The organism is Obesumbacterium proteus (assembly GCF_001586165.1).
GTDB classification, from domain to species: domain Bacteria; phylum Pseudomonadota; class Gammaproteobacteria; order Enterobacterales; family Enterobacteriaceae; genus Hafnia; species Hafnia protea.
Genome location: NZ_CP014608.1, coordinates 4,827,658 through 4,851,245, shown reverse-complemented (window position 1 = coordinate 4,851,245; position 23,588 = coordinate 4,827,658). Strand labels below are relative to the sequence as shown.

The following is a 23,588-nucleotide window of genomic DNA, read 5'->3' as shown; positions in this document are numbered from 1 at the left end:
GCCTCTTTAATCAGATGAAGTGCTTGCGTAGACGCTGAGACATGAAATCCAGCAGGCTGACCGTGACGATGATGAACACCATCAATGCGCAGGTTTGCTGGAACTGAAATCCGCGGATGGCTTCCCACAAGGTGACGCCGATACCACCGGCACCCACCATGCCCACCACGGTGGCGGAGCGAACGTTGGATTCAAAACGGTAGAGTGAATAAGAGATCCACAGCGGCATAACCTGGGGAAGGACGCCGTAAATGATCTCTTCCAGCTTGTTGGCACCGGTGGCTTTAACACCCTCAATGGGGCCCGGCTCGATGGCCTCGACTGCTTCAGAAAACAGCTTCGCCAAAACACCGGTGGTATGAATAAATAGCGCCAGCACGCCAGCAAATGGGCCAAGACCGACAGCCACCACAAACAGCATGGCGAATACCATTTCGTTAATGGCGCGGCAGGCGTCCATCAGTCGGCGAGTCGGTTGGTAGATCCACCAAGGCACAAGGTTTTCAGCGCTCATTAGCCCCAGAGGAATGGAAAGCACGATGGAAAGCGCGGTTCCCCAAACGGCGATCTGGAGGGTTACCAGCATTTCGCCAAGATATTGCTGCCATTGGCTAAAATCAGGTGGGAAGAAATCAGCGGCAAAGGTCGCCATATTGCCAGCATCACGAAACAGCGTGAGCGGGGCCATTTCCGCGCCATGCCAAGACCAAGCGAGAACCGCAAGTAGAATGGCGCCGGTGAAAAGGCTAAACCAGCTACGCTTTTGCTCGGGCACTAGGGCTGCGGTGGATTGAGTGGTTTGCATCTGTATCTCCAATTTGGTGTCACTTTTCTCCTAGCTCAGCTTTTCTGCATGCAGAGCTAGGAGGCGACGGCCAAATTACTGAGTGGCTGTTTTCAAACTGTTCATGGCGTTAAGCGCCGAGCTCAGACGATCGAGATCGTCCATTTGAGCCTGTAGCGCAGCGGTTTTTGTGGCTTTGTCGGTTTGGCTTAAGCCGTCGTTGGCTTTGATCGTCTGAGTTTGTTTAAACAGGGAGAGCTGGCGGATGGGAACCAGTTGAAGATCGCTGGATGGGCGGAACGGTGCCCAGCTCAAGCCTTTGAGAACCTGTTGTTCTTCCGGCGTTTTGCCGTAATTCATAAAGAAGCCGTAGATCTTTTGTTTGGCATCTTCTGGCAGGTTTTTACGCCATACGATCGGGTCGCCGGGGATCAACGGTGATTTCCAGATCACTTTCAGATCTTTGAATTTCTCCGGAGCCGTGATCTTTAGACGATCGAGGTTTTCGGTATTGTTGGTCGCCACATCTACCTGCTTGTTCGCCACGGCGAGCGCGTTGGTTTCATGGTTGGCGTTCACGGTGCGTTTAAAGTCGCTGGCGGCGGTATTGTTCTTGGCGAAAACGTAATAGCCAGGGACTAAATAACCGGAGGTAGAGTTGGGATCGCCGTTGCCGAAGGTAAGATCTTTCTTCTTGGCCAGCATCTCTTGAACGTTGTTGATCGGGCTGTCTTTATTCACGATCAGCACGCTCCAGTAGCCAGGTGAACCATCTGCGGCTACGGTTTGCGCAAAGACTTGCCCGTTGGCGCGATCCACGGCTTCCATCGCCGAGAGGTTGCCATACCACGCGATATCGACTTTGTTAAAGCGCATGCCTTGAATGATGCCCGCATAGTCTGGAGCGAAGAAGGCATTGACCTTCATACCCAGCTTTTTCTCCATATCCTTCAGGAACGGGTCCCACTGCGGTTTTAGGTTTTGTTGTGATTCCGTCGAAATAATGCCGAAGTTGAGCGCCGGAGCCTGTTCTTCAGCGTGTGCTGTGCCAAGCAGGGTACAGACGCTGAACATGCTGGTGAAAGCCAGCGCGGCTACCGTTTTGTAAGTCATGTGATGACTCCCTATGAGCATGTTGAAGGTTCGAATTAAGCCGCAACGGCTTCGGTTTCAGGGGTAGAAACATTGACGCGGTTTACGCCGCGATAGAGATGTTCAATTTGCTCGCGTGCTAAGTGCGCGCTTTCACCGTCGTAGAAAACATGCCCCTGACGCAGCGCTATGACGCGCTGGCAATAGCGCAGGGCGTAATCCACCTGATGCAAAGTGACCACCACGGTGATGCCGTCTTTTTGATTAATATCGAGCAGGGTTTCCATCACGATGCGGGCGGATTCAGGATCCAGTGACGCAATGGGTTCATCGGCGAGAATAACTTTGGCTTTTTGCATCAGCGCACGCGCAATGGCAACGCGTTGCTGCTGGCCACCGGAAAGCGTGGACACACGCTGGTGGGCGAAGGAGGCCATGCTCACGCGAGTGAGAGCCTGCATGGCCTGCTGTTTTTGTTCTTGAGTGAACCAACCGCAACAGGTACGCCAAAATGGCGTTGCGCCTAGCGCGCCAATCAGCACATTTTCGAGAACCGTCAGGCGATTCACTAAATTGAATTGCTGAAAGATATAGCCAATATCGCTGCGGCTACGGCGAATATCAGCCGCGAGACGTCCCTGCTTTTGAATGGTACGGCCTAATAATTCGATGTGGGAGTCATCATGGCGGTCGCCGGTGATAAGTCCGCTTAGATGACGAAGCAGCGTGGATTTTCCTGAACCAGAAGGGCCGAGCAAGGCCACCATCTGTCCTTGTTGAACCTCCATGCCAACGCTGTGTAGCGCCTGCTGACCGGCGAATGTTTTACTGAGGTTGGTAACTCGGATAATCGACATGGCGTAACCCTCTTTAGTGAGGTGGTCAAAATTAAGTTGCGCTCATGGTGCCGATTGAAAATGACAAAACGGTTGTTTATATGTTGCAGAAATATGAATAGTTGAAGGCGTTAGGATGACAGCCGCGAAGAGAAGAGGTGCGAAGCGGATTGCAAAAATAGTGTCGTTGAGCTGTATTCAGCTGCGCATTTTGGACAGCGTCATACAGTTTTGACAAGACATTGAAAACTCATAAAGACAGGCGTTGGGTATTTTTATATAACACGACGTGTGGTTGTTATTTGCACGATAGGATTGTCGACTGTAGGTCATAGGTCTATATTAAGCATAGACGTATGGCTAAGTAGCAGGAGGCAAGTATGCGTATGTTCACACCCGCTCAGCAGCGAGATGAAAGCACACTTTGGCACGTAGTGAGTTTTCCGCCAGAAGGTAGCATTCAGCTGCTTGAGTTGCTTAAACAGGGATTACCCACCGACGTGATTGAAAATATTCACCAATGGACGGGGATTAATAAGGCCGATATCGTCCAAATCGCGGGGATCAGCGGTCGTCAGGTTTCTCGTAGAAAGAATGGGCCTAAAACGTTATCGCCTGAGCAGAGTGAAAGTATTGCTCGTTTGGTGAGGGTGATGAACGCGGCGATTGCCCTTTTTGAGGATGATAAAGAGCAGGCTATCCACTGGCTAACACATCCTGTGCGTGCACTGGGACAGACTGCTCCAGCGAGTCTCATCAGCACGGAGAGTGGAGCCATTGCGGTATTGAACCTGATCGGGCGCTTGGAGCACGGTGTATTCTCATGATGGGCTATCGCATTGTTAAAACCAAATTTGCAAACAGCGCATTCACGGGGCAGGGAGCAAAACAGTTTGGCGGGCGTTGGAACCGCATGGGTAGCCCAATGGTGTATCTGGCCAGTTCTATCTCGCTTGCGATGCTGGAATGTTTGGTTCACCTCGAAAGCGCACGGCTAACTGAGTTTTACTCGCTTTTTTCGATAGAAATTGACGACCGTGATATTAGCTCGCTAGATGTCAGCGTATTGCCTGCTCAATGGCGTCAGGATGAAATCTCATCGGTAACTGCCGATATGGGGTCACAGTGGATAGCATCGAAGGTATCCGTAGGATTACGGGTGCCTTCGGTGATTGTGCCACAGGAAAATAATCTTTTACTGAATCCGCAGCATCCAAAATTTGAACGCTATCTAACCACGGTGGCTGAAGTGCCGCATGCTTTTGATGAACGACTGAAATGAAACGATCAGCGCAGCTTGTGAATAACCTGATTCGCACTGCCTCGCCAGATGAGCATCGGATCCTTGAGGTCTTGTACGAACTTGCCATCGATGAGCACGTTGATCAAATCCACGACTTCACGCTGTGCATCGCTCAGTTCGTCTAGCTTATAGCCTGTCCAAACCCAGATATCTTTGCCCTCACATTCCGCACGCACGCGTTGTACGAGCTTCAGAATAAACGGCACATTTTGCGGATGCAGCGGATCGCCACCGGAAAGGGATAAACCCTGACGCGGAATACGTGTGTCATTCAGATCGGCAATGATCTGATCTTCCATTTCTTGCGTAAACGGCATGCCTGAATTCAGTCGCCATGTACTTTTGTTATAGCAACCGGGGCATTCATGCACACAGCCGGCAACGAATAACGTGCAGCGAGTACCCGGCCCGTTGACGACGTCTATGGGGTAATATTGATGGAAATTCATATCTGCTTATCTATAAGAAATGCGGAGGGAAGCCCCCTCCCAGCCTCCCCCTTGGCAGGAGGCGGAGCGGATCGTTATTCATCCGCTCCGAACGGTTCCCTCCCCTGTGAAGGGGAGGGTTAGGGTGGGGTATTCGTTGTATTTAACCAATCTGCCCGTTGTTCAAATGCTTAACGCGGCGTTTAACTTCTTCTTGCTTACCGGCGTTGAACGGACGCGCATCAGGGCTACCCAGATAGCCACATACACGGCGGATCACGGAAACCTTAGCCGAATCGTGATTACCACATTTCGGGCAGGTAAAGCCTTTGCTGGTACACTCAAACTCACCGGTGAAACCGCACTCGTAGCACTCATCGATTGGCGTATTCGTACCGTAGTAAGGGACACGGCTATAGCTATAATCCCAGACGTCTTCCAGCGCTTTCAGGTTGTGCTGTAGGTTTGGATATTCGCCGTAGCAAATGAAACCGCCGCTCGCCAATGGCGGATATGGCGCTTCGAAATCCAGCTTGTCGTATGGGTTAACTTTTTTCTCAACGTCCAAGTGGAAGCTGTTGGTGTAATAACCTTTATCGGTCACACCTGGTACAACGCCAAATTCAGCGGTATCCAAGCGGCAGAAACGGTCACACAGGTTTTCGCTTGGCGTGCTGTATAAGCTGAAGCCGTAGCCGGTTTCTTCTTTCCAGCTGTCGGTTGCCTGCTGTAAACGTGCAACAATCGCCACGGCTTTCGCACGCAGGGTTTCATCATCGAAGACGTGAGTTTGGTTGCCGAACAGCGCATTCATCGTTTCGTGAATACCGATGTAGCCCAGCGAAATTGACGCACGTCCATTTTTGAAAATATCAGCAATATTGTCGTCGGCTTTCAGGCGAACACCACATGCACCTTCCATATAGAGGATCGGTGCAACGCGTGCTTTGATACCTTCCAGACGAGCAATACGCGTCATTAATGCTTTCTTAGAAAGCTCTAAACGTTCGTCCAGCAATTTCCAAAATGCAGCTTCGTCACCTTTAGCTTCTAAAGCGATACGCGGCAGGTTTAGGCTAATGACGCCGAGGTTGTTACGCCCTTCGTGGATCATCTCACCATTTTCTTCATACACACCCAAGAAGCTACGGCAGCCCATTGGTGTTTTGAACGAGCCGGTAACTTTAACTACTTGATCATAGTTAAGAATATCTGGGTACATACGCTTGCTAGCACACTCTAGCGCCAACTGTTTGATATCGTAGTTCGCGTCGCCAAACTTGTGGTTTAAGCCATCGCGAATGGCGAAGACCAGTTTAGGGAACACGGCAGTTTTACGATTTTTACCCAAGCCTGCGATACGGTTTTTCAGGATAGATTGCTGGATAAGACGAGATTCCCAGCTGGTTCCCAAGCCAAAACCGAAGGTCACAAATGGGGTTTGACCGTTAGCGGTATGCAGCGTGTTGACTTCGTATTCCAGAGATTGGAATGCGTCGTAGCACTCTTTTTCGGTGCGGGTTTTTGCATAGCCTTCTGCGTCTGGAATGTTCCATTCGTCAGCGGTTTTACGATGTTTTTCAAAGCTTGAAGTGACAAACGGCGCCAGAACTTCGTCAATACGGTTAATCGTGGTGCCGCCATAAATATGGCTGGCGACCTGAGCGATAATCTGTGCGGTCACGGCGGTGGCGGTCGAGATAGATTTAGGACGCTCAATTTCTGCGTTACCCATCTTGAAGCCGTTAGTCAGCATGCCTTTAAGGTCGATCAGCATGCAGTTAAACATTGGGAAGAACGGAGAGTAATCCAGATCGTGGTAGTGAATTTCACCACGTTCGTGCGCAAGCACCACGTCACGCGGCAGAATGTGCTGTGTCGCGTAGTGTTTTGCCACGATACCCGCCAACAGATCGCGCTGGGTTGGGATAACTTTACTGTCTTTGTTTGCGTTTTCGTTCAGCAAAGCGGCATTGCTTTGCTCAACCAGGCCACGGATTTCCTGATTAAGACGGCCGCGTTGTTCACGAGACACGTCACGGTCGTGACGATACTCAATGTATGCACGCGCAAGCTGCTTATAGTTGCCTGCCATCAGCTGGTTTTCTACTGCGTTTTGAATCACATGGATATCAACACGCTCGAGATCGGCCATCTGCATAGCGACTACGCGGGCTACGGTTGCACAATAATCAGTATCATCAACGCCTGCCGCTCGGGCAGCACGCACCACAGCTTCCTTGATTCGCTGTTCGTCAAATGGTACCTGACAACCGTCCCGTTTAATCACTATTGGTTTCACCGCGTCGCTCCTTTTTCCCGTTTTGTATGTTATCCACAGCCACAATCCGCGTGCCATAAGGCTTGACGCAGTCTTGTGGATGTTTTGTGGATAACTACTACATATGGGTATGTTCTAAAGTGAGACACACTATATATGGTATTTGATTTGAGTTAAAGCGCAGTAGTTTGACATAGCGCAAAGATTTTTATTTTCGGTAGAAACGTTATACAAACCGAGAGCGAGGTCGTTTTTCTTAATGCAATAAGAGTTGTTTGCAGGCGGTGAGGGATGGTTAATGGAGTGTAGTCAGGGAGGAAAATACGTGATCAACCTGTTCACAGATGGCACCAGCAGAACGAATATTTCAGCCGTTATTTGAAAATAAATTGGTAGTTAACAATATAACTGCCAACGCGATTAACTCGCGCAGTCACCCACACAGCATCCATCCCTTGTTGTCGCTTATTTCCGATTTTCAGTTCTTCTTTTGAAGTACGCAGCTCAATCCAGCGTGAAGTATGAATATCTTTCAGCCGCACACCAGCCTCGCAGCGATACCTCCCTCGGTATGGGCCGGGAATAGAAACATCATACTCACTGGCATAATAAATTGTTTTATCTGGAAATAGATAAACGTAAGCATCCAGCGCATTCAGCGATAGGGTTAACCCTATCAGCCCGCCAGCGATGAACATACTTAAGATAAAAATACAGTCATTTCTAGTACGTGGTATAGCAGCCAGCCTCACGGCACTGATTCCCGCTGCTGTAGCCATCATGCCAATGACAATGAAAGACAGTTTAACTTCAGCACCTGATTTTATAAGAATGGTGTTGTTTGAAATTCTGGATGCCCACGATATATAAAAAATAAATAAAATGAAGAAGATAATGGAAATAATAAGTTTGCAGTCTTTTTTGATGTATCTATTTGTTTTTATCTTATTCATATCAGTATCCTTCTGATAAGTCGTTTTCATTATTCAATATTAGCAATAAGTATTGGCATATTATTCAGATGGCTATCTGAATAGCCAGAGACTGTAATGACATGAATTATTAAGTTTTCCTTAACTGCTCATTATATTGATTTGTACTTAATACATAAGCGACGATGAGATATTCATTGATAGAACAGCAGAATTAATATGCGTTTTTTTAGACGGCTAGAACAATTTGATGAGGTTCTGACGCGGAGTTATGAGAGAGGGGGACATTGGTTTTGGCGTATATTATGGATTTTAGTTGTCCCCCTACCTGCGGCTTATTTTTTGTGGCTAATACTATGGATTGGTTTTACCGAGATCACAGTCGATATACAAAACAACACTGATGTGGAGCGACCATTACTCAAAGTGAATGTAATTGATTCATCAGGTAATGATATGCAATCAATGGGCGCTTGTTGTTATTGGGATAAGCAAAGGCTCGTTGAGGTTAATTGGGTTTTTGGTGCGTATAAAGATCAGCGGGTTAAGGGAATTAAAGAAGAAATTCGACATAAAACGGTATTATTGCCGGAACGTAAACTGGGAGCAGTGTATCTGCATGTTCTTTTGCTGCCAAAAGATGAAGTGAAAATCTGGTGGGGTCCAGAAAATAACTTCTCCCAACTATCTTGGAATAGCTCCAGTAGTTCGCATAAAAGACATTGGTGGTCATCTAGGCATAGTTGGGGAGGGAGTATCTGGAAACATACGCGTTGGTGATGGCCTTCCCCCTTAAACCAAGAGGGAAGGCAAAAATCACACCGGCAAATCAATCACCAGTGCGCGCAGCGGTGTGACGGCGGTGAGGGTTAGGCTTTCTTCATCATTGATAAAGGCACCGTCGCCGCAGGCTAACAGCTCGGCGCTATCCTGCGTTTTGTAGCTTCCGTGGATCGACTGCACATAGGCACGCGATCCGTGCAAATGTAACGTGTGCTGCTCACCCGGTTTAAGATCCAAATGATGGATCCACACCTGCTGGCGCAGTTGCAGGCTGCCGTTGTCGCCTTCGGGCGAAGCGAGCAAGCGGTAAGGCTCTTCTACGAGCGTGAGGCGCTGGATCTCGTCGTTTTCTCTTTCTGGGCATACATTTAGCCATAGCTGCATGCGAGTAAGCGGTTTATCACTATTGAGATTATGTTCGCTGTAGCTGATGTTCCCCTGCGTGGCGAGTAACACCACATCGCCAGTATGGGCTTGTGTATGGCTGCCTTCGCTATCTCGGTACTCTACGTCACCATCAAGAATAATGTTCAATACGTCGACGCGTGGGAAGGTGCGTGGCTGTAATGACGCACCGGGTGCCAATACATCCTGATTGAGAACGCGCAGTGACGCATATCCCATCAGCTTAGGATCAAAATAGTGGCCGAAGGAAAATGTATAGCGGGACTTGAGCCAACCATAGTCAGCGTGTCCGCAGTTTTGGGCTTTTCGTTGTGTAATCATGGCGCTCAAGGCTCTTAATAATCGATATAACCATGGTAAGCGTCTGGACGTGAGATTGTTAGCCAGTTAATCTGGTCGCCATATTCAAATTTCCTGAATAGAAGGATGCTATGAGTAAAGATCGCGCGCTGACATTGGAAGCATTGCGGGTCATGGATGCCATAGATCGTCGTGGAAGTTTTGCAGCGGCGGCAGACGAATTAGGCCGAGTGCCTTCAGCTTTAAGCTACACCATGCAAAAGCTAGAAGAAGAGCTGGATGTGGTGTTGTTCGACCGTTCTGGCCACCGCACTAAATTTACCAATGTGGGACGCATGTTGCTCGAACGTGGGCGCATTCTTCTTGAAGCGGCCGACAAGCTGACGACAGATGCCGAAGCGCTTTCGCGCGGTTGGGAAACGCACATTACGGTGGTATGCGAGGCTTTGGTGCCCGCCACACAGCTTTTCCCGCTGGTGGATAAGCTTTCGAAAAAAGCCAATACTCAACTGTCTCTCATGACCGAAGTTTTAGCGGGTGCATGGGAGCGCCTTGAACAAGGGCGTGCGGATATCGTGATCGCGCCAGATATGCATTTTCGTTCTTCGTCTGAGATCAACGTGCGTAAGCTCTATAAGGTGATGAGCGTTTATGTTGCCGCCCCTGAGCATCCTATTCATTTAGAGCCAGAGCCTTTATCCGACGCTGTTCGGGTGAAATATCGCGGCATTGCCGTAGCGGATACTGCGCGTGAGCGCCCCGTGTTGACGGTTCAACTGCTTGATAAGCAACAGCGTTTAACCGTGAGCACTATTGCGGATAAACGTCAGGCGCTTATTGATGGGCTGGGCGTTGCAACTATGCCTTATCCGTTGGTCGAACAGGATATTGCCGAAGGTCGCCTGCGGGTGGTGAGCGCCGAATACAGTCATGAAACCGATATTATTATGGCGTGGCGTCGCGATAGCATGGGCGAGGCAAAATCTTGGCTTCTGCGTGAGATCCCTAAGCTGTTTATGAACCGCTGATCCTTCAGCGATTTTTTGAGGAGTGAGCATGGATCGTCGCCGTGCGCTATGGCTGATGCACGGGGCTACCGTGCTATTTGGCATTTCAGGTATCTTTGGCAAACTCATTGCCAGCAGTGCCGCCGTCTTGGTTTTTGGCCGTGCGATTTTCGCGTTAGCGGCCATGTCGCTGTTATTGATAAAACTAAAACGCCTACCGTGGCGTGAGCTTGATGCTCGCGGCGTGGGGCGTTTGTGCGCCTGTGGCGCGCTGCTGTGCGCGCACTGGGTCACGTTTTTTATCGCGGTGAAAGTGGGTGGGGTTGCGGTCGGTACGCTAGGTTTTGCCTGTTTCCCCGCCTTTGTGGCGATTCTGGAAGGGCTGCTGTATCGAGAGAAGCTGTCGTCAGCGGAGTACGTGTTAATTCTGCTGGTAACTGTAGGACTGGTGTTGGTGACGCCGAGCTTCAACTTCGAGAACAGCGCAACGGAAGGGCTGCTGTGGGGCATTTTATCCGGCCTAATTTATGCAATTCTGGCGTTGGCGAATCGACATTCAGCCGCCAGCGTGAACGGAACTCAGGTCTGCTGGTGGCAAAACCTTGCCGTTATCGTGCTGCTATTTCCGTTTACCTATCATGAGCTGCCGCTGGTCAGTGCGATGGATTGGATGTGGATTGCCTGCTTGGGGCTGATTTGCACGGGATTAGCATACAGTTTGTTTATCAACAGCCTACAGGCGCTGAAAGCGCGTATGGCCGCGATGATTATTGCGCTAGAACCGGTGTACGCCATTCTGATTGCATGGGCGCTGTTCCATGAGGTACCAAGCCTGAGGATGGTTTCAGGTGGCTTGCTGATTATCTTTGCGGTGGCTTGGTCTGCAAGGCGCAGAAGTTAACGGCTCTAAGCAAAAAAATGCCCCGGAAAATCCGGGGCATTCCGTTTAACGGTTATTCACTTTGTGATTTCAAACGGTCGTTGCGGCGGTTAACAAAGACGTTAATCACCAGCGTCAGCACTAAAATTCCAGCCACTACGCTTAACGATACTGCGATTGGGATGTGGTACAGATCCATAATCAGCATCTTAAAGCCGATAAACACCAGAATTACTGACAGACCGTATTTCAGCATTGAGAAGCGTTCTGCCACGCCCGCCAGCAAGAAGTACATTGCACGCAGACCCAAAATCGCAAACAGGTTAGACGTTAATACCAAGAACGGATCGGTGGTGACCGCGAAGATTGCTGGGATGCTATCTACGGCAAAGATAACGTCGCTAAGCTCAACCAGAATCAGCACCAACAGCAGCGGTGTGGCAAACAACACGCCGTTTCTGCGAGTAAAGAAGTGCTCGTTTTCAATCTTGTCGGTCATGCGCAAATGGCTACGGATCCAGCGCACCAGCGGTTTGTCGCCAATATCGCCGTCGTCATCCTTCGCCAAGGCCATTTTCACGCCGGTAAACAGCAAGAAAGCACCGAATACGTACAGGATCCACTGGAACTGGGTGACTAACCAGCTACCGGCGAAAATCATAATAGTACGTAACACGATCGCGCCTAAAACACCGTAAACCAGTACGCGGCGTTGCAGGTTCGGCGGCACCGAGAAGTAGCTGAAGAGCATCAGCCAAACGAACACGTTATCGACGGCCAGCGCTTTCTCAATGAGATAACCGGTCAGAAACGCCAGTGCCTGTTTGTCGGCAACGACGCGCCCCATGGTTTCGCTGAGATACCACCACAGACCTGCGTTGAACAAGAGGGATAAGCTGACCCATACGAGCGACCAGATGGCGGCTTGGCGCAGCGTCATGGTGGTTGCACCGCGACGCCCCTGCAACAGCAGATCGACGGCGAGCATAATGACGACGATGACGGCAAAACTACCCCAGAGCAGGGGAGAGCCAATGGAATTGATCATGGGAGTATCCTTCGTAACACTCATTAAATACAAAAATCACGATGACGGAGGACGACAGCGACGACTCTTGTCTGAGTTTTAAGCGCACCTCGCCTTCCGGCAAGGTCTCACTTACAACTCGATACCTGCATCATCATGCGACAGCGGAATTAGCCGCGCTCAATGATTCTGGTATACATCTAAGCAGGGCGCTTAGATACATTTTAGTGTAAAGCCAAAATGCGTTGCCTGGCAACCGGGTACGCAGCACGCACCGTAATGACGATTAACCAGCAATGAAGTTACTCCCCTTTGCATGTAAGAAAATAATGCAAAATATTTCAAAGGTCAATGTTTGGCGTGGTTTAACAAAGAGAAAACTTGAGCCATGATTTTACATCTTGTAAACCATGGCTCGTTTAAATTTATAAACCGCGAACAAATTCACGCAGTAATGATTGGCTGACGGGAGTATTGCTAGTACGGCGCTGAATATCGAGGTATTTAGCCTGATGCTGCGGTTCTAGCTCAGCAATCCAACTCATGTAGCAATGCATCACCGGCCCGTTAAATTCAGGATGGAACTGCGTACTAATCACGTTATCGCGATAGCGGATGATTTGATGCGGATCTTGCTGTGAGCGGGCTAAAGCGACCGCGCCCTCAGGCAAGCGAAGCACCGATTGCGAGTGTATGAGATTGGCATAGAAGCGCGGTGGGTAGTTTTGCAGTGCCGGATCCTGTTGAGCTTCTGGCAACAGCTCAATTTCCAATGTGCCAATTTCCAGCCCTTCGGGATGATAACCCACCTCGCCGCCGAGCGCGTGAGCCAATAGCTGATGACCATAGCAGGCTCCGAAAATAGGCAGCCCCATACCGATGGCGTCGCGTAGCCACATCGCAGCGTATTCACTCCACGGCAGTAGTTCGGTCACCATCGCCGCTGAACCCGTAATCACCGCACCGCGATAATGTTCGGGGCTGAGCAGTTGTTCGCCTGCAGGAAGATTCACAATCACTACGCTGGACGGATCAATATCGCCCTGCTGCAAAAACATATCGGTAAAACCGCCGTGCTGATGGCGAATAACATCCGGTGCATCACCGGTTTGTAAAATGACTAAGGGTTTTGCCTCAAACTCCGCCATAGAATCTCCTGAGTACCGCCGCCGTTGGATATTTTCAAATTTATTGAAGCTTTCAAATTAGACGCTTTTCACACATTTTTCTAATGCCGTTGTGAAATATAGAAGGTGGATATAAGAGAGAGTAATGAGATAATGGCATTAGTGATAATAAGCACGATTGATAATGATTAGGACATCAAAATGGCCGTAGCAGGAAAAGCCGATCCGTTGGCGTTTGGGGGATTGGTATTATTAACGCTGATCTGGAGTTATAGCTGGATCGCGATGAAGCAGGTCACGCTTTACATCGGCGCCTTTGATTTTACCGCGCTGCGCTGCGTGTTCGGAGCCTTATTACTGTTGGTGGTGTTAAAACTGCGTGGTCGCGGGATGAAACCAACGCCTTTTGCTTACACGCTGGCGATTGCCGTGCTGCAAACCTGCGGCATGGTTGGGCTGGCTCAGTGGGCACTGGTGAGCGGTGGAGCCGGTAAAGTGGCCATACTGAGTTACACCATGCCGTTTTGGGTGGTGATCATGGCGGCGCTGTTCTTGGGTGAAAGAATGCGTCGCGTACAGTATTTGGCAATCGTGGTGGCGGCGATTGGGCTTTGTCTGGTCTTACAACCGTGGAAGCTGACGGGTGAGTCACTGCAAAGCGCGGTGCTGGCCATTCTGTCTGGCATCAGCTGGGGGGCGAGCGCTATTGTCGCTAAACGTTTGTACCAGCGTCATCCTAAGGTTGATTTGCTGTCGCTGACCACATGGCAAATGGTGTACGGCGCGATCATTATGAGCGTGATTGCGTGGCTGGTTCCCGAGCGCCCAATTGTGTGGGATCCCTATGTTTATTTCGCATTGTCATACAGCGCCATTTTGGCCACCGCGCTGGCGTGGACGCTATGGCTATTCGTGTTGAAGAACTTACCGGCGGGCATTGCAGGCCTGAGCACCTTGGCAGTACCCGTATGTGGCGTACTGTTCTCTTGGTGGCTGCTGGGTGAAAATCCGGGAGCGATTGAAGGAGCGGGCATTGTGTTAATCGTGCTGGCGCTAGCAGCATTAAGTTTCGGCGGTAAACGCGTGGCGAAAGCCCAAATTCAGCAGGTTAAGCCTGTTCGTTAGTCAAAAGGCCTCTGATGACAGAGGCCTTTTTTCATGATCATCCGCGAGTATTCGGCACAACCACGGTTTCCGGTGGAATAGCGGCATCGGCCGGGAATTCAACCCCGGTCAACGCGCGAACCTGCGTTAAGATCTTCGCCGTGCTGCGTGATACGTTGATCCCCGCATGCTCAATACTTTGATATTGCACCAGTTTGGCAAATACTTCCGCTTCGTAATACATGGTATTTTCTTGCTGGGCTTGGCTGATGACTTCAGGCTGCCCACCGCGCGGTGTAAATGTCACTTTCTGGCATTCAGATATTTTTTCGATAACTAACGTGCCGTCTTCCCCCTGAATCTCGCTTGGGATATCTGAATTGCTGACCTTGGAGTGGAAAAGAACCACGTCGAATCCGTCGCCTGCGTGGTGACCTGCGTAGTTCATGCTGACGTGCCCATGGGCATCCACACCGGAATCTAACAGCGTGGCGCTGGCGTTAAGGCTGTCCGGTTCGCCAAACAGAGACACTGCGCTTGCCAAGCAATAGTAGCCAATGTCCATAATCGAACCGTTTGAAAACGCGGGATTAAAGGTATTTGGGTTTTCACCGTCTAAATAACGCTGGTAGCGCGAGGAATATTGGCAGTAGTTCAGGAACACCTTACGCAGTTTGCCCAAACGCGGCAGCGCTTGCTGGATCGCAGAGAAGTTAGGTAGGTATGCGGTTTTAAAGGCTTCAAACAGCACGACCTGATTCTCATGCGCGCAGGCGATCATACTTTCGACTTCATGCACGTTAGACGCCAACGGCTTCTCACAGATGACATGCTTTTTATGCTGCAACATCGCCAAGGTGTGTGGATAGTGGAAAGAGTTTGGGCTGGCGATATAAACCGCGTCAACCTGAGCACAATTGCCGAGATCGTCGAGCGAATCGAAAAAATACTGGGCTTTATTTGGCTCGCCAAAAGCGTATGCCTGCGCTAAATGACGTGAATACACAGCGGTCAGCTGCATTTTCCCCGTGGCATGAGCGGCGTCGATAAAGCTCTGGGTAATCCAGTTGGTTCCAATAACGGCAAAGCGAATCATGGGCGTCTCCGATTGGGAAAATAAGATTTTTCACAGAGTAGCATTTCTTGGATTAATTCGGCGACGCTGGGCAAATTAATACAGCGCGCCAACCAGTTCTAAATGCGTGAGATACATGCGGGTATCGAACTCAAGCTGGTGGTAAGCGGGTTCCATATGGCAGCACAGGTTGTAAAACGCTTTGTTGTGTTCTTTCTCGCGCAGGTGCGCCAGCTCGTGAACGACGATCATACGCAGAAAAGCCTCGGGCGCATTTTTGAAGACGGTCGCAACACGGATTTCAGCTTTTGCCTTTAACTTGCTACCCTGCACGCGCGAAATGGCGGTATGTAGCCCTAATGCATGTTTGAGAACCTGAATTTTGCTGTCGTAGCCCACTTTATTAATTTGCGGTGCATTACGCAGATACTGATTTTTGAGATCGGTAGTGTATTGATAGAGTGCGCGATCGGTGGTGAGCTGGTGTGGCTGCGGGTAACGCTGCAATAAAACAGTCCCCAGACGTTGCTGGTCGAGCAACTGGCGAACCTGCGTTTGCAGATGTTCAGGATAGCCGGCCAGATAAGTCAAAGACGTCATATTCAATTCCTTCAGGTACAATAGCGGACTATTGTACGTCATGCGCGTGACATAACAATTCTTGAGCACGGTGCTCGGGCGGTGAAGACCGTCACATCTGCACGATAATTTATTTTATTCTTCCGCTTAATCAAGCGGATAGATTTTGGAGGGGCGATGAGCCAACTCGAACCGATCTCCGGTTTTTTTGAAGAAAATGGCCTTGAGCTAGAACGCTACCCACAGCAGTCTGATGATCCAACGCTTCAGGCGTGGGAAGCCGCCGATGAATATCTGTTGCAGAGTTTCGATCTGTCGCAGGCAGAAGGTCGTCCGGTGATTGTGTTCAACGACGCCTTTGGCGCGTTGGCTTGTGCGCTGCATGGTCAGCGGTTATACAGCGTGAGTGACTCTTATGTGAGCCAGTTGGCAACGCGTCATAATCTTGGCCTGAACGGCATGGATGACGACACGATCACCTTGCTTGATAGCCTTGCGCCCCTGCCGCAGGCGCCTGCGTTGGTACTAATTAAAGTGCCAAAAGCGTTGGCATTGTTGGAGCACCAGCTGCGTGCGCTGCGTGAAGTGGTTGCGCCAGATACCGTGATTGTTGCGGCGGCAAAAGCGCGTGATATTCACACCTCAACGCTACAGCTGTTCGAAACTATTCTGGGTGATACCCATACTTCGTTGGCATGGAAAAAAGCCCGTTTGATCCACTGCCAAGTGGCCGAACGTAGCCCCGCGCCTGCGCAGCCAACAACCGTTTGGCCTCTGGACCTTTGCGGCACTGACGAGCCTTACCAGATGCATAACCATGCATCGGTCTTCTCCCGTAGCAACTTAGATATCGGCGCTCGTTTCTTCCTTGAGCATCTGCCGAAAGATATCGAAGGTTCGATTGCGGATCTGGGCTGCGGTAACGGCGTTATTGGCCTGAAGGCACTCGAGCTGAATCCAAACGCTGATATGCTGTTTTGTGATGAGTCATACATGGCCGTTGCCTCAGCGCAGATGAACGTCGAAGTTAACCGTCCGCAGGATATGGATCGCTGTGCGTTCCGCGTGGGTAACGGTTTCTCTGGCGTAGACGGCGGCAGCCTAAACGCGGTGCTGTGTAATCCTCCGTTCCATCAGCAGCATTCCATTACCGATCAGGTGGCGTGGGATATGTTCGTCGGGGCGAAACGTTGCCTGAAAATTCACGGTACGCTGTATATCGTGGGCAACCGTCATCTGGATTACTTCCACAAACTGAAACGTTTGTTTGGCAACTGCACCACCATTGAAACCAACAAAAAATTTGTGGTTTTAAAAGCGACTAAACTCCCACCGCGTCGTTAATTAAATTCGCTATATTTGAATTTATAATCACAAAAAGTGCATAATATATTGTGTTATGCACTTTTTCTCGGTTATGCTCAGTCCTACAGCCGTTTCCGGCTGGTCAAAATAACGCTTCTTAAAATAAATAATGTTGCTGACAGGGACTTTGCCATGGATCGTCGTACTCTTCTTAAATCTTCAGGTGCTATTCTCGGTGGGTTAACGCTCAGCGGTTTGATTAATCGCGCGCAGGCGGCCACTCCGGCAAACGCTGCCGTTATTTCGTTTCCGACTGAAAAAAATCCGCTGTTATTAAATTTCAATGAAAACTCATTGGGGATGTCTGCGCAGGCCAAACAAGCGGTTGTGGACTGTTTGCCGACCGCCTTTCGTTACCCTGATGCGGCACGCGCCGAGCTGATTGAACAGATCGCGGCACATTTTGGCCTGAAGAGTGAAAATATTACTTTGGGCAATGGCTCATCGGAGACGATCCAAGCCGCGGTTCAGGCGATTGTTTTGCAGGCTCAACAGCAGCAGAAAAAAGTGCAGGTGATCGTGCCCGATCCGACTTTTAACTATGCGGAGCTTTACGCCAAGCCGCTGGGTGCTGAAATTGTCAAAGTACCGCTGAACGCGAAACTTGAGTTTGATCTGGCGACTATGCAGGCAAAAGCAGCAGGCTTTGCGGGTAAATCTATTGTCTACCTGTGCAATCCAAACAACCCAACCGCGACGATTACGCCAGCCGCTACTATGGATAGCTGGATAAAAAGTGCGCCAGCTGACACATTCTTTATTGTCGATGAGGCCTATGCCGAGTTTGTTAACGATCCGGCGTTTAAAAGCGCTATCGGTCTGGTACAAAGCGGGCAAAAAAACCTGATCGTGACCCGTACCTTTTCCAAAATCTTCGCTTTGGCGGGGTTACGTATTGGTTATGGTATCGCGGCACCTGAAGTCATTGCTCAGGTGGAAAACTTTGTCTCATTGGATAACACCAATACCGCCGGAGCGGTAGCGGCGTTGGCCTCATTGAAAGACAAAACCTTTGTGGCCATGAGTCGCAAATCAATCGATCTGTCGCGCCAGATCGTGACATCGATGCTTGATGAACTGAATTTAGAATATGTACCGTCGCAGGCCAACTTTATCTTCCATAAAGTGAACGGCGATGTGAAAACCTATCAAGATCGTATGAAGCAGCAAAATATCTACGTTGGCCGTGAATTTCCACCGGCGGTGGGTTGGAATCGCCTAACCTTAGGCACCCCGCAGGAAATGCAGGTGTTTGTCAGCGTGCTGAAATCGTTTAGTGCGAAAGGGTGGGTGTAAGTATCGCTTAATGCCTCCCTTCGGAGATCTGCCCCCACCCCGGCCCTCCCCCTCGCAGGGGAGGGGGCTGAACGGTGTTGCTAGATAAATTGCCATCAACCTTTGCTTTGGTATGTGCAGGCTGGCGATGGCGTGGAATACCGTATGCTCCTCCCCCTTATGAAGGGGGAGGCTGGGAGGGGGTCTTACATCGTTCTCGTTACCATCTGACTTCCACCCTAAATCCCCCATTTTCCCCATCGCTAAAATGCGTGGTCATGCCGTGCAGTGTGGCGATGCGTTGCACGATAGAAAGGCCTAAACCGCTGCCGGTTTTTTCTTGCCCTGGTGGACGGAAGAAGCGCTCGCCGATGCGTTTTAAATATTCAGGGCTAACGCCGGGGCCGTTGTCTTCCACGCTAAAACTGTGGGCATCTAAGGTAATTTTGACGGTGCTGCCGCGTGGGCTGTACCGAATGGCATTATCCAATAGATTACGCACCAGCAAGGCGAGTAAAAGCGGCTGTGCCCGCCGAGGCGGTGGCGTTTGGCGAATATCCAGCATCAGTTCTACGCCGCTGGTTCTTGCTTTGTGGTAATGGTCCATTACGCCGGTTTGTAGAACGTCTTGCAGAGCAATATCTTGCACATCGTCCAAGCCAGACAGCGAATCCAGCCGCGAAAGCGTCAGTAACTGATCCACAAGACGAGTTGCGCGTTCTATGCCTTCCGTGAGGTTGGTTAATGCATGCTCGCGCATTTCGGTATCGTCTTGCGCGAGCTGTGCGACTTCGGTTTGTACCTTGAGCGCCGCGAGTGGGCTGCGCAGCTCATGTGCTGCATCGGAGGTAAAACGACGTTCGCGCACCAGCATATCTCCGGTACGGGTGAAGAGGCTGTTAAGCGCCTCAACCAGCGGTTTTACTTCGCTAGGAATCGCGTCCAGCGGGAGCGGCGTTTCGTCATCGGGGCGACGCTGATACAGGCGTTTGGCTAACCTTTTCATTGGGGCTAATTCACGAGTGACGAGCCAAATCAGCAGTAACACCATGATCGGCAATGCGATTAACCACGGTAAAAGCTGAGCCTTCACAATGTCGATGGCCATCTCTTGGCGATAGTCCCATTCTTGACCAACCACCACGCGATACTTCCCATCAGGCGTGGTTAGCCATACTAAACGCCAGAGATCTTTATCATCTTGTAGCGTTCCTTCGGTAAAGCCGTCGCGTCGATAGTGATACTGTAAATCGGGGCCGTTATCGCCATCGTTCAACACCATTTTCCCCTCTACGGTAAAAATAGCGAAGGCCAGCGCGTCGTCATCTAAGTCGCCGTGGCTATGGCGCACCATTTTTTTACTACGCGGTAGTTGAGGGCTTTTAACCGCCAGATCGTCAATATTAAGCGCGGTTAGACGCTTGGCGAATAGCATTTGCTGGGTATCAAATAGCTCATCGACGGTGTCGCGGGTTTGATTCCACGCTAATGCGCTGGCGCAAACCCACGTAATAACGATGAGCACAATGAAACCTAAAATGAGCCGCAGCCTAAGGCTAAGCGTTAGCGCCTTCATGACGCTTCTCCTAGCGTATAACCGATGCCATGGACGGTGCGGATAAAGCTACTGCCGAATTTTTTCCGCAAATGATGGATATGCACCTCGATGGCATTGCTGGATACATCATCGTCCCAGTTATAAATTTTCTCTTCGATCAACGGGCGAGGCAGCACGCGGCCTTCATTGCGCAATAACAGCTCCAGCAACGCAAACTCTTTTGGTTTCAGGTATATCGGTTCGTCGTTATAGGTCACGGTAAGATTGATGGGATCGAGTGAGACTGATCCGTGATTCAACGTTGTTTGCACCTGCCCATGACGGCGGCGGATGAGCGCCTGCAAACGTGCGGCAACTTCAATCAGCGCAAATGGCTTACATAGATAGTCATCAGCCCCTTGTTGCAAACCGGCCACGCGCTGTTCTAGCGCATCGCGAGCGGTGAGAATCAGCACCGGCTCATCATGGCCGTTTTGACGCCACGTGCGCAGAATATCGAGTCCATCCATGCCGGGTAGGCTAAGGTCGAGCACGACGGCGTCGTAGGGAGCAGAATCCAACGCGCTGAGCCCCTGTTTCCCTTCGGTGAACCAGTCCACGCTGAACCCCATTTTAATCAAACCGGCTTTAATGCCGTCGCCGATCAGTTTGTCATCTTCAATGAGTAATACCCGCATAACTGCGTCCTTTATGCTGTGCTGTATGGTTTTATCTAACTATTTGGCAAGGGCTTTGTACAGCGTAATACCGTGCGGATCCAGCACCGTAGGCAGTTTTAAAAAATAAAGTTGGTTAAACTACGAGCTTAAGATCTTGTTAAGAACTCTTTGGTGTAATGCATTCCGAAGAGCAAAAACAGCTAACTGTTGATGCTGACATTAATCCCATTAAGAGAGAGAAAAATAATGAAAAAAGTAGCCGCTCTAGTCGTCATTCTTGCCGTTTGCAGTGCTCCTGTTTTAGCGCAAAACGGTGGTTTTTCTGACCCGAATGCTCCCGCAGTTCAAACGATGCAGACGCAAGCTGCCGGTGGATTCAATGGCCCAAATGCCGGCGCGATGACGGTCGAGAAAGCCAAAACCATGAGCGATGATACTTGGGTTACCCTACGCGGGAACATCGAGCAGCGTATTGGTGGTGAGCACTACACTTTCCGTGATGCTACCGGCACCATGAACGTAGATATCGACCATAAGCGTTGGAATGGGCAGACCATCACCCCGAAAGATACCGTGGAATTGCAGGGGAAAATCGATAAAGACTGGAACTCGGTTGAGTTGGACGTCAAACAGATCACTAAAGTGAAATAAGATTCAAATTCCAAGGTACTTGGCATTCGTCATCCTCGCGGAAGTGAGGATGACGAATAGATGCGTTTAAATTGCCAGCGCGAGTCGGGTTCCTTGGTCTATCGCACGCCGTGCATCGAGCTCGCGTGCGACATCTGCGCCGCCAATCAAATGCACGGTTTTACCCATCTTCTGTAATGGCGCCAGCAACGCCTGCTGCGATTCTTGCCCCGCACAAATAACGATGTTGTCTACCGGTAGACATTCAATCTGTCCATCGCGCATCAGATGCAGGCCTTGCTCATCAATATGATGATAATGGGCGCCGTTTATCATCGTCACGCCGCGTTTTTGCAAACTGGCACGATGTATCCATCCGGTTGTTTTTCCAAGACCTTCGCCCACTTTGCTGGTTTTACGCTGCAGTAAATAGATTTTGCGTGGGCTATGCGGGGAATGCATTCCGCCTGCGGCTAACCCTCCACGCTGTTTTAACTGTAGATCGATGCCCCATTCTTCGGCAAAGGCGACGCTGTTTAGGCTGGTAGACTGACCGTACTGGCTGAGATATTCGGCGGTATCAAAACCAATACCGCCAGCGCCAATAATGGCCACGCGTTTCCCAACCGGAAGTTTGTCACGTAAAACCTGTGCATAGCTCAGGACGTGGGGCATATCGCTACCGGGTAAATCTAAATAGCGCGGGATAATTCCCGTCGCCAAAATAACTTCATCGAATTCAGCCAGATCTTGAGCCTCAACGCGTTGGCCTAGCCGCTGTTGAATATTATGGATAATCAACAAGCGCTTAAAATAGCGTAGCGTTTCATGAAACTCTTCTTTGCCGGGGATCTGCTTGGCGATATTAAATTGACCACCAATCTGATTGTCTGCCTCAAACAGCGTGACGTGATGGCCTCGCTGTGCCGCGGTGGTCGCAAACGCTAAACCTGCGGGGCCAGCGCCCACCACGGCTAGGCGTTTAGGTTTTTCTGCGGTGGTCAGCACGAGCTCGGTTTCATGACATGCGCGTGGGTTGACCAGACAGGATGTGAGTTTGTGCTCAAAAATTTGATCAAGACAGGCCTGATTACAGCCAATACATACATTGATTTCATCGACGCGACCGCTAGCCGTTTTTTGCACAAATGCCGGATCGGCCAAAAATGGTCGCGCCATAGACACCATATCGGCGCATCCGTCCGCCAGCACGGCCTCGGCAACGTCGGGGTGATTAATTCTATTGGTGGTGATGAGAGGGATGGAAACCTTGCCCATCAAACGACGTGTAACCCAGCTAAATCCTGCGCGTGGCACCATGGTTGCGATGGTAGGAATGCGCGCCTCATGCCAGCCAATACCGGTATTGATAAGCGTCGCACCGGCATGTTCCACCTGAATCGCCAGCTGTTCAATCTCTTTCAAATCAGAGCCTTCCTCAACCAGATCCAGCATCGATAGACGATAAATGATGATGAACTCTTGCCCAACGGCGGCGCGCACGCGGCGCACACACTCCACGGCAAAACGCATGCGGCGCATGAAATCGCCGCCCCAATCGTCGTCGCGCTGGTTGGTTCTGGCGGCAAGAAACTGGTTAATCAAATAGCCTTCAGAGCCCATGATTTCAACGCCGTCGTACCCAGCGTGCTGCGCCAAACGCGCACACTGGGCGAAGTCAGACAGCGTTTGCTGAATCATATCTTCGGTCATTTCTATCGGCGGATAAGGGTTGATAGGGGCCTGTATCGCAGAGGGCGCGTGAGGCTGCGGTTGATAGCTGTAGCGCCCCGTATGCAGAATTTGCAGCGCGATTTTCCCACCGGCCTGATGTACCGCGCTGGTAATGATTTTATGATGCGGGATCTGGTTTTCGTGATCCAATACGGAAGCGCCAGCATGCACCACGCCATGCTGATTTGGCGCAATGCCTCCCGTCACAATGAGCCCAACACCGGCCCGAGCGCGCTCCGCGTAAAATTCTGCCAAACGTCTGCTGCCGTCAGGATGTTCTTCTAACCCCGTATGCATCGATCCCATCAGGACGCGATTTTTTAAGGTAGTAAACCCGAGATCTAATGGTGCGAGCAGATGAGAGTATTGATTCATTCGGGCTTTCCTTGTTAGCACAGGCTGAAGCAGCAGTTTCTGGTCGGAT

General features: G+C 50.4%; 23 protein-coding genes. 9 read left to right on the top strand and 14 right to left on the bottom strand.

Annotated elements, in window-relative coordinates; genetic code table 11:
- Nucleotides 1–10: 10 nt before the first annotated feature.
- The 3 genes from phnE to phnC all read right to left on the bottom strand — a co-directional run bounded on the left by phnE (nucleotide 11) and on the right by phnC (nucleotide 2,733).
- Entirely contained in the window at nucleotides 11–805 is a 795-nt protein-coding gene (gene phnE / locus DSM2777_RS22680) for a phosphonate ABC transporter, permease protein PhnE (protein ID WP_025798923.1), read from the bottom strand.
- Between the two features lie 75 nt (nucleotides 806–880).
- Nucleotides 881–1,897 carry a phosphonate ABC transporter substrate-binding protein gene (gene phnD, locus DSM2777_RS22675; protein WP_061555214.1) on the bottom strand — a complete coding sequence of 339 codons (1,017 nt, stop codon included), beginning with the start codon at nucleotides 1,895–1,897 and terminating at the stop codon, nucleotides 881–883.
- Between the two features lie 35 nt (nucleotides 1,898–1,932).
- Nucleotides 1,933–2,733 (bottom strand): phosphonate ABC transporter ATP-binding protein, encoded by an 801-nt coding sequence (phnC, locus tag DSM2777_RS22670; protein WP_061555213.1) that lies wholly within the window; start codon nucleotides 2,731–2,733, stop codon nucleotides 1,933–1,935.
- 359 nt (nucleotides 2,734–3,092) lie between these two features.
- Here phnC and parS point away from each other — a divergent pair, with 359 nt between their 5' ends.
- Together parS and DSM2777_RS22660 are read left to right on the top strand one after the other, a co-directional pair.
- Nucleotides 3,093–3,539, top strand: coding sequence for a type II RES/Xre toxin-antitoxin system antitoxin (gene parS / locus DSM2777_RS22665; protein ID WP_046459353.1), 447 nt, complete (start codon nucleotides 3,093–3,095; stop codon nucleotides 3,537–3,539).
- Nucleotides 3,536–3,994, top strand: a complete 459-nt coding sequence (locus tag DSM2777_RS22660; protein WP_061555212.1) for an RES family NAD+ phosphorylase — start codon at nucleotides 3,536–3,538, stop codon at nucleotides 3,992–3,994. Before parS ends, DSM2777_RS22660 begins: the two co-directional genes overlap by 4 nt.
- A gap of 5 nt (nucleotides 3,995–3,999) precedes the next feature.
- Here the strand turns inward: DSM2777_RS22660 and nrdG are convergent, their stop codons facing one another.
- The 3 genes from nrdG to DSM2777_RS22645 all read right to left on the bottom strand — a co-directional run bounded on the left by nrdG (nucleotide 4,000) and on the right by DSM2777_RS22645 (nucleotide 7,677).
- Nucleotides 4,000–4,464: an anaerobic ribonucleoside-triphosphate reductase-activating protein gene (gene nrdG / locus DSM2777_RS22655; RefSeq protein WP_061555211.1), complete on the bottom strand. Its 465-nt coding sequence runs from the start codon at nucleotides 4,462–4,464 to the stop codon at nucleotides 4,000–4,002.
- 142 nt (nucleotides 4,465–4,606) lie between these two features.
- Nucleotides 4,607–6,745 carry an anaerobic ribonucleoside-triphosphate reductase gene (gene nrdD, locus DSM2777_RS22650; RefSeq protein WP_046459356.1) on the bottom strand — a complete coding sequence of 713 codons (2,139 nt, stop codon included), beginning with the start codon at nucleotides 6,743–6,745 and terminating at the stop codon, nucleotides 4,607–4,609.
- Nucleotides 6,746–7,098: 353 nt separating this feature from the next.
- The gene (locus DSM2777_RS22645) at nucleotides 7,099–7,677 is read right to left on the bottom strand and encodes a hypothetical protein (RefSeq protein WP_061555210.1); all 579 of its coding nucleotides are present in this window, start codon (nucleotides 7,675–7,677) and stop codon (nucleotides 7,099–7,101) included.
- Nucleotides 7,678–7,875: 198 nt separating this feature from the next.
- Between DSM2777_RS22645 and DSM2777_RS22640 the strand changes: the two genes are divergently transcribed.
- Nucleotides 7,876–8,436, top strand: coding sequence for a hypothetical protein (locus tag DSM2777_RS22640; RefSeq protein ID WP_061555209.1), 561 nt, complete (start codon nucleotides 7,876–7,878; stop codon nucleotides 8,434–8,436).
- A 36-nt stretch (nucleotides 8,437–8,472) separates the two neighbouring features.
- Here DSM2777_RS22640 and DSM2777_RS22635 read toward each other — a convergent pair whose 3' ends face one another.
- Nucleotides 8,473–9,165 carry a pirin family protein gene (locus DSM2777_RS22635; RefSeq protein ID WP_046449751.1) on the bottom strand — a complete coding sequence of 231 codons (693 nt, stop codon included), beginning with the start codon at nucleotides 9,163–9,165 and terminating at the stop codon, nucleotides 8,473–8,475.
- A 110-nt stretch (nucleotides 9,166–9,275) separates the two neighbouring features.
- Here DSM2777_RS22635 and DSM2777_RS22630 point away from each other — a divergent pair, with 110 nt between their 5' ends.
- Nucleotides 9,276–10,172: a LysR family transcriptional regulator gene (locus DSM2777_RS22630; RefSeq protein ID WP_046459364.1), complete on the top strand. Its 897-nt coding sequence runs from the start codon at nucleotides 9,276–9,278 to the stop codon at nucleotides 10,170–10,172.
- Between the two features lie 28 nt (nucleotides 10,173–10,200).
- On the top strand, nucleotides 10,201–11,052 hold the full coding sequence (locus DSM2777_RS22625) for a DMT family transporter (protein WP_046459365.1): 852 nt from the start codon (nucleotides 10,201–10,203) through the stop codon (nucleotides 11,050–11,052).
- Between the two features lie 52 nt (nucleotides 11,053–11,104).
- Here the strand turns inward: DSM2777_RS22625 and DSM2777_RS22620 are convergent, their stop codons facing one another.
- Together DSM2777_RS22620 and DSM2777_RS22615 are read right to left on the bottom strand one after the other, a co-directional pair.
- The gene (locus DSM2777_RS22620) at nucleotides 11,105–12,076 is read right to left on the bottom strand and encodes a TerC family protein (protein ID WP_025798939.1); all 972 of its coding nucleotides are present in this window, start codon (nucleotides 12,074–12,076) and stop codon (nucleotides 11,105–11,107) included.
- Nucleotides 12,077–12,483: 407 nt separating this feature from the next.
- Complete coding sequence (locus tag DSM2777_RS22615; protein ID WP_046459367.1) at nucleotides 12,484–13,206, bottom strand: glutamine amidotransferase; 723 nt, start codon at nucleotides 13,204–13,206, stop codon at nucleotides 12,484–12,486.
- A 180-nt stretch (nucleotides 13,207–13,386) separates the two neighbouring features.
- Between DSM2777_RS22615 and DSM2777_RS22610 the strand changes: the two genes are divergently transcribed.
- The gene (locus DSM2777_RS22610; protein WP_061555208.1) at nucleotides 13,387–14,310 is read left to right on the top strand and encodes a DMT family transporter; all 924 of its coding nucleotides are present in this window, start codon (nucleotides 13,387–13,389) and stop codon (nucleotides 14,308–14,310) included.
- A gap of 37 nt (nucleotides 14,311–14,347) precedes the next feature.
- Here DSM2777_RS22610 and DSM2777_RS22605 read toward each other — a convergent pair whose 3' ends face one another.
- Both DSM2777_RS22605 and DSM2777_RS22600 read right to left on the bottom strand, forming a co-directional pair.
- The gene (locus tag DSM2777_RS22605; RefSeq protein WP_061555207.1) at nucleotides 14,348–15,385 is read right to left on the bottom strand and encodes a Gfo/Idh/MocA family protein; all 1,038 of its coding nucleotides are present in this window, start codon (nucleotides 15,383–15,385) and stop codon (nucleotides 14,348–14,350) included.
- 75 nt (nucleotides 15,386–15,460) lie between these two features.
- Complete coding sequence (locus DSM2777_RS22600; protein WP_025798947.1) at nucleotides 15,461–15,964, bottom strand: M48 metallopeptidase family protein; 504 nt, start codon at nucleotides 15,962–15,964, stop codon at nucleotides 15,461–15,463.
- Nucleotides 15,965–16,120: 156 nt separating this feature from the next.
- Here DSM2777_RS22600 and rlmG point away from each other — a divergent pair, with 156 nt between their 5' ends.
- Nucleotides 16,121–17,287, top strand: coding sequence for a 23S rRNA (guanine(1835)-N(2))-methyltransferase RlmG (gene rlmG, locus DSM2777_RS22595; RefSeq protein ID WP_061555206.1), 1,167 nt, complete (start codon nucleotides 16,121–16,123; stop codon nucleotides 17,285–17,287).
- Between the two features lie 153 nt (nucleotides 17,288–17,440).
- Nucleotides 17,441–18,604, top strand: coding sequence for a pyridoxal phosphate-dependent aminotransferase (locus DSM2777_RS22590; protein ID WP_061555205.1), 1,164 nt, complete (start codon nucleotides 17,441–17,443; stop codon nucleotides 18,602–18,604).
- A gap of 199 nt (nucleotides 18,605–18,803) precedes the next feature.
- On the opposite strand, the gene qseC is transcribed toward DSM2777_RS22590, so the two are convergent.
- On the bottom strand, nucleotides 18,804–20,159 hold the full coding sequence (qseC, locus tag DSM2777_RS22585; protein ID WP_046459372.1) for a quorum sensing histidine kinase QseC: 1,356 nt from the start codon (nucleotides 20,157–20,159) through the stop codon (nucleotides 18,804–18,806).
- Entirely contained in the window at nucleotides 20,156–20,818 is a 663-nt protein-coding gene (gene qseB / locus DSM2777_RS22580) for a quorum sensing response regulator transcription factor QseB (RefSeq protein WP_046359402.1), read from the bottom strand. Before qseB ends, qseC begins: the two co-directional genes overlap by 4 nt.
- A 228-nt stretch (nucleotides 20,819–21,046) precedes the next feature.
- Here qseB and DSM2777_RS22575 point away from each other — a divergent pair, with 228 nt between their 5' ends.
- Entirely contained in the window at nucleotides 21,047–21,451 is a 405-nt protein-coding gene (locus DSM2777_RS22575) for a YgiW/YdeI family stress tolerance OB fold protein (RefSeq protein ID WP_061555204.1), read from the top strand.
- Between the two features lie 66 nt (nucleotides 21,452–21,517).
- On the opposite strand, the gene DSM2777_RS22570 is transcribed toward DSM2777_RS22575, so the two are convergent.
- On the bottom strand, nucleotides 21,518–23,539 hold the full coding sequence (locus tag DSM2777_RS22570) for an oxidoreductase (protein WP_061555203.1): 2,022 nt from the start codon (nucleotides 23,537–23,539) through the stop codon (nucleotides 21,518–21,520).
- Nucleotides 23,540–23,588 lie beyond the last annotated feature (49 nt).

Excerpts from the sequence above, each read along its gene's own strand:
- phnE (WP_025798923.1), bottom strand. The coding sequence starts at position 805 with ATGCAAACCACTCAATCCACCGCAGCCCTAGTGCCCGAGCAAAAGCGT.
- phnD (WP_061555214.1), bottom strand. The coding sequence starts at position 1,897 with ATGACTTACAAAACGGTAGCCGCGCTGGCTTTCACCAGCATGTTCAGC.
- phnC (WP_061555213.1), bottom strand. The coding sequence starts at position 2,733 with ATGTCGATTATCCGAGTTACCAACCTCAGTAAAACATTCGCCGGTCAG.
- parS (WP_046459353.1), top strand. The coding sequence starts at position 3,093 with ATGCGTATGTTCACACCCGCTCAGCAGCGAGATGAAAGCACACTTTGG.
- DSM2777_RS22660 (WP_061555212.1), top strand. The coding sequence starts at position 3,536 with ATGATGGGCTATCGCATTGTTAAAACCAAATTTGCAAACAGCGCATTC.
- nrdG (WP_061555211.1), bottom strand. The coding sequence starts at position 4,464 with ATGAATTTCCATCAATATTACCCCATAGACGTCGTCAACGGGCCGGGT.
- DSM2777_RS22645 (WP_061555210.1), bottom strand. The coding sequence starts at position 7,677 with ATGAATAAGATAAAAACAAATAGATACATCAAAAAAGACTGCAAACTT.
- DSM2777_RS22640 (WP_061555209.1), top strand. The coding sequence starts at position 7,876 with ATGCGTTTTTTTAGACGGCTAGAACAATTTGATGAGGTTCTGACGCGG.
- DSM2777_RS22635 (WP_046449751.1), bottom strand. The coding sequence starts at position 9,165 with ATGATTACACAACGAAAAGCCCAAAACTGCGGACACGCTGACTATGGT.
- DSM2777_RS22630 (WP_046459364.1), top strand. The coding sequence starts at position 9,276 with ATGAGTAAAGATCGCGCGCTGACATTGGAAGCATTGCGGGTCATGGAT.
- DSM2777_RS22625 (WP_046459365.1), top strand. The coding sequence starts at position 10,201 with ATGGATCGTCGCCGTGCGCTATGGCTGATGCACGGGGCTACCGTGCTA.
- DSM2777_RS22615 (WP_046459367.1), bottom strand. The coding sequence starts at position 13,206 with ATGGCGGAGTTTGAGGCAAAACCCTTAGTCATTTTACAAACCGGTGAT.
- DSM2777_RS22610 (WP_061555208.1), top strand. The coding sequence starts at position 13,387 with ATGGCCGTAGCAGGAAAAGCCGATCCGTTGGCGTTTGGGGGATTGGTA.
- DSM2777_RS22605 (WP_061555207.1), bottom strand. The coding sequence starts at position 15,385 with ATGATTCGCTTTGCCGTTATTGGAACCAACTGGATTACCCAGAGCTTT.
- DSM2777_RS22600 (WP_025798947.1), bottom strand. The coding sequence starts at position 15,964 with ATGACGTCTTTGACTTATCTGGCCGGCTATCCTGAACATCTGCAAACG.
- rlmG (WP_061555206.1), top strand. The coding sequence starts at position 16,121 with ATGAGCCAACTCGAACCGATCTCCGGTTTTTTTGAAGAAAATGGCCTT.
- DSM2777_RS22590 (WP_061555205.1), top strand. The coding sequence starts at position 17,441 with ATGGATCGTCGTACTCTTCTTAAATCTTCAGGTGCTATTCTCGGTGGG.
- qseC (WP_046459372.1), bottom strand. The coding sequence starts at position 20,159 with ATGAAGGCGCTAACGCTTAGCCTTAGGCTGCGGCTCATTTTAGGTTTC.
- qseB (WP_046359402.1), bottom strand. The coding sequence starts at position 20,818 with ATGCGGGTATTACTCATTGAAGATGACAAACTGATCGGCGACGGCATT.
- DSM2777_RS22575 (WP_061555204.1), top strand. The coding sequence starts at position 21,047 with ATGAAAAAAGTAGCCGCTCTAGTCGTCATTCTTGCCGTTTGCAGTGCT.
- DSM2777_RS22570 (WP_061555203.1), bottom strand. The coding sequence starts at position 23,539 with ATGAATCAATACTCTCATCTGCTCGCACCATTAGATCTCGGGTTTACT.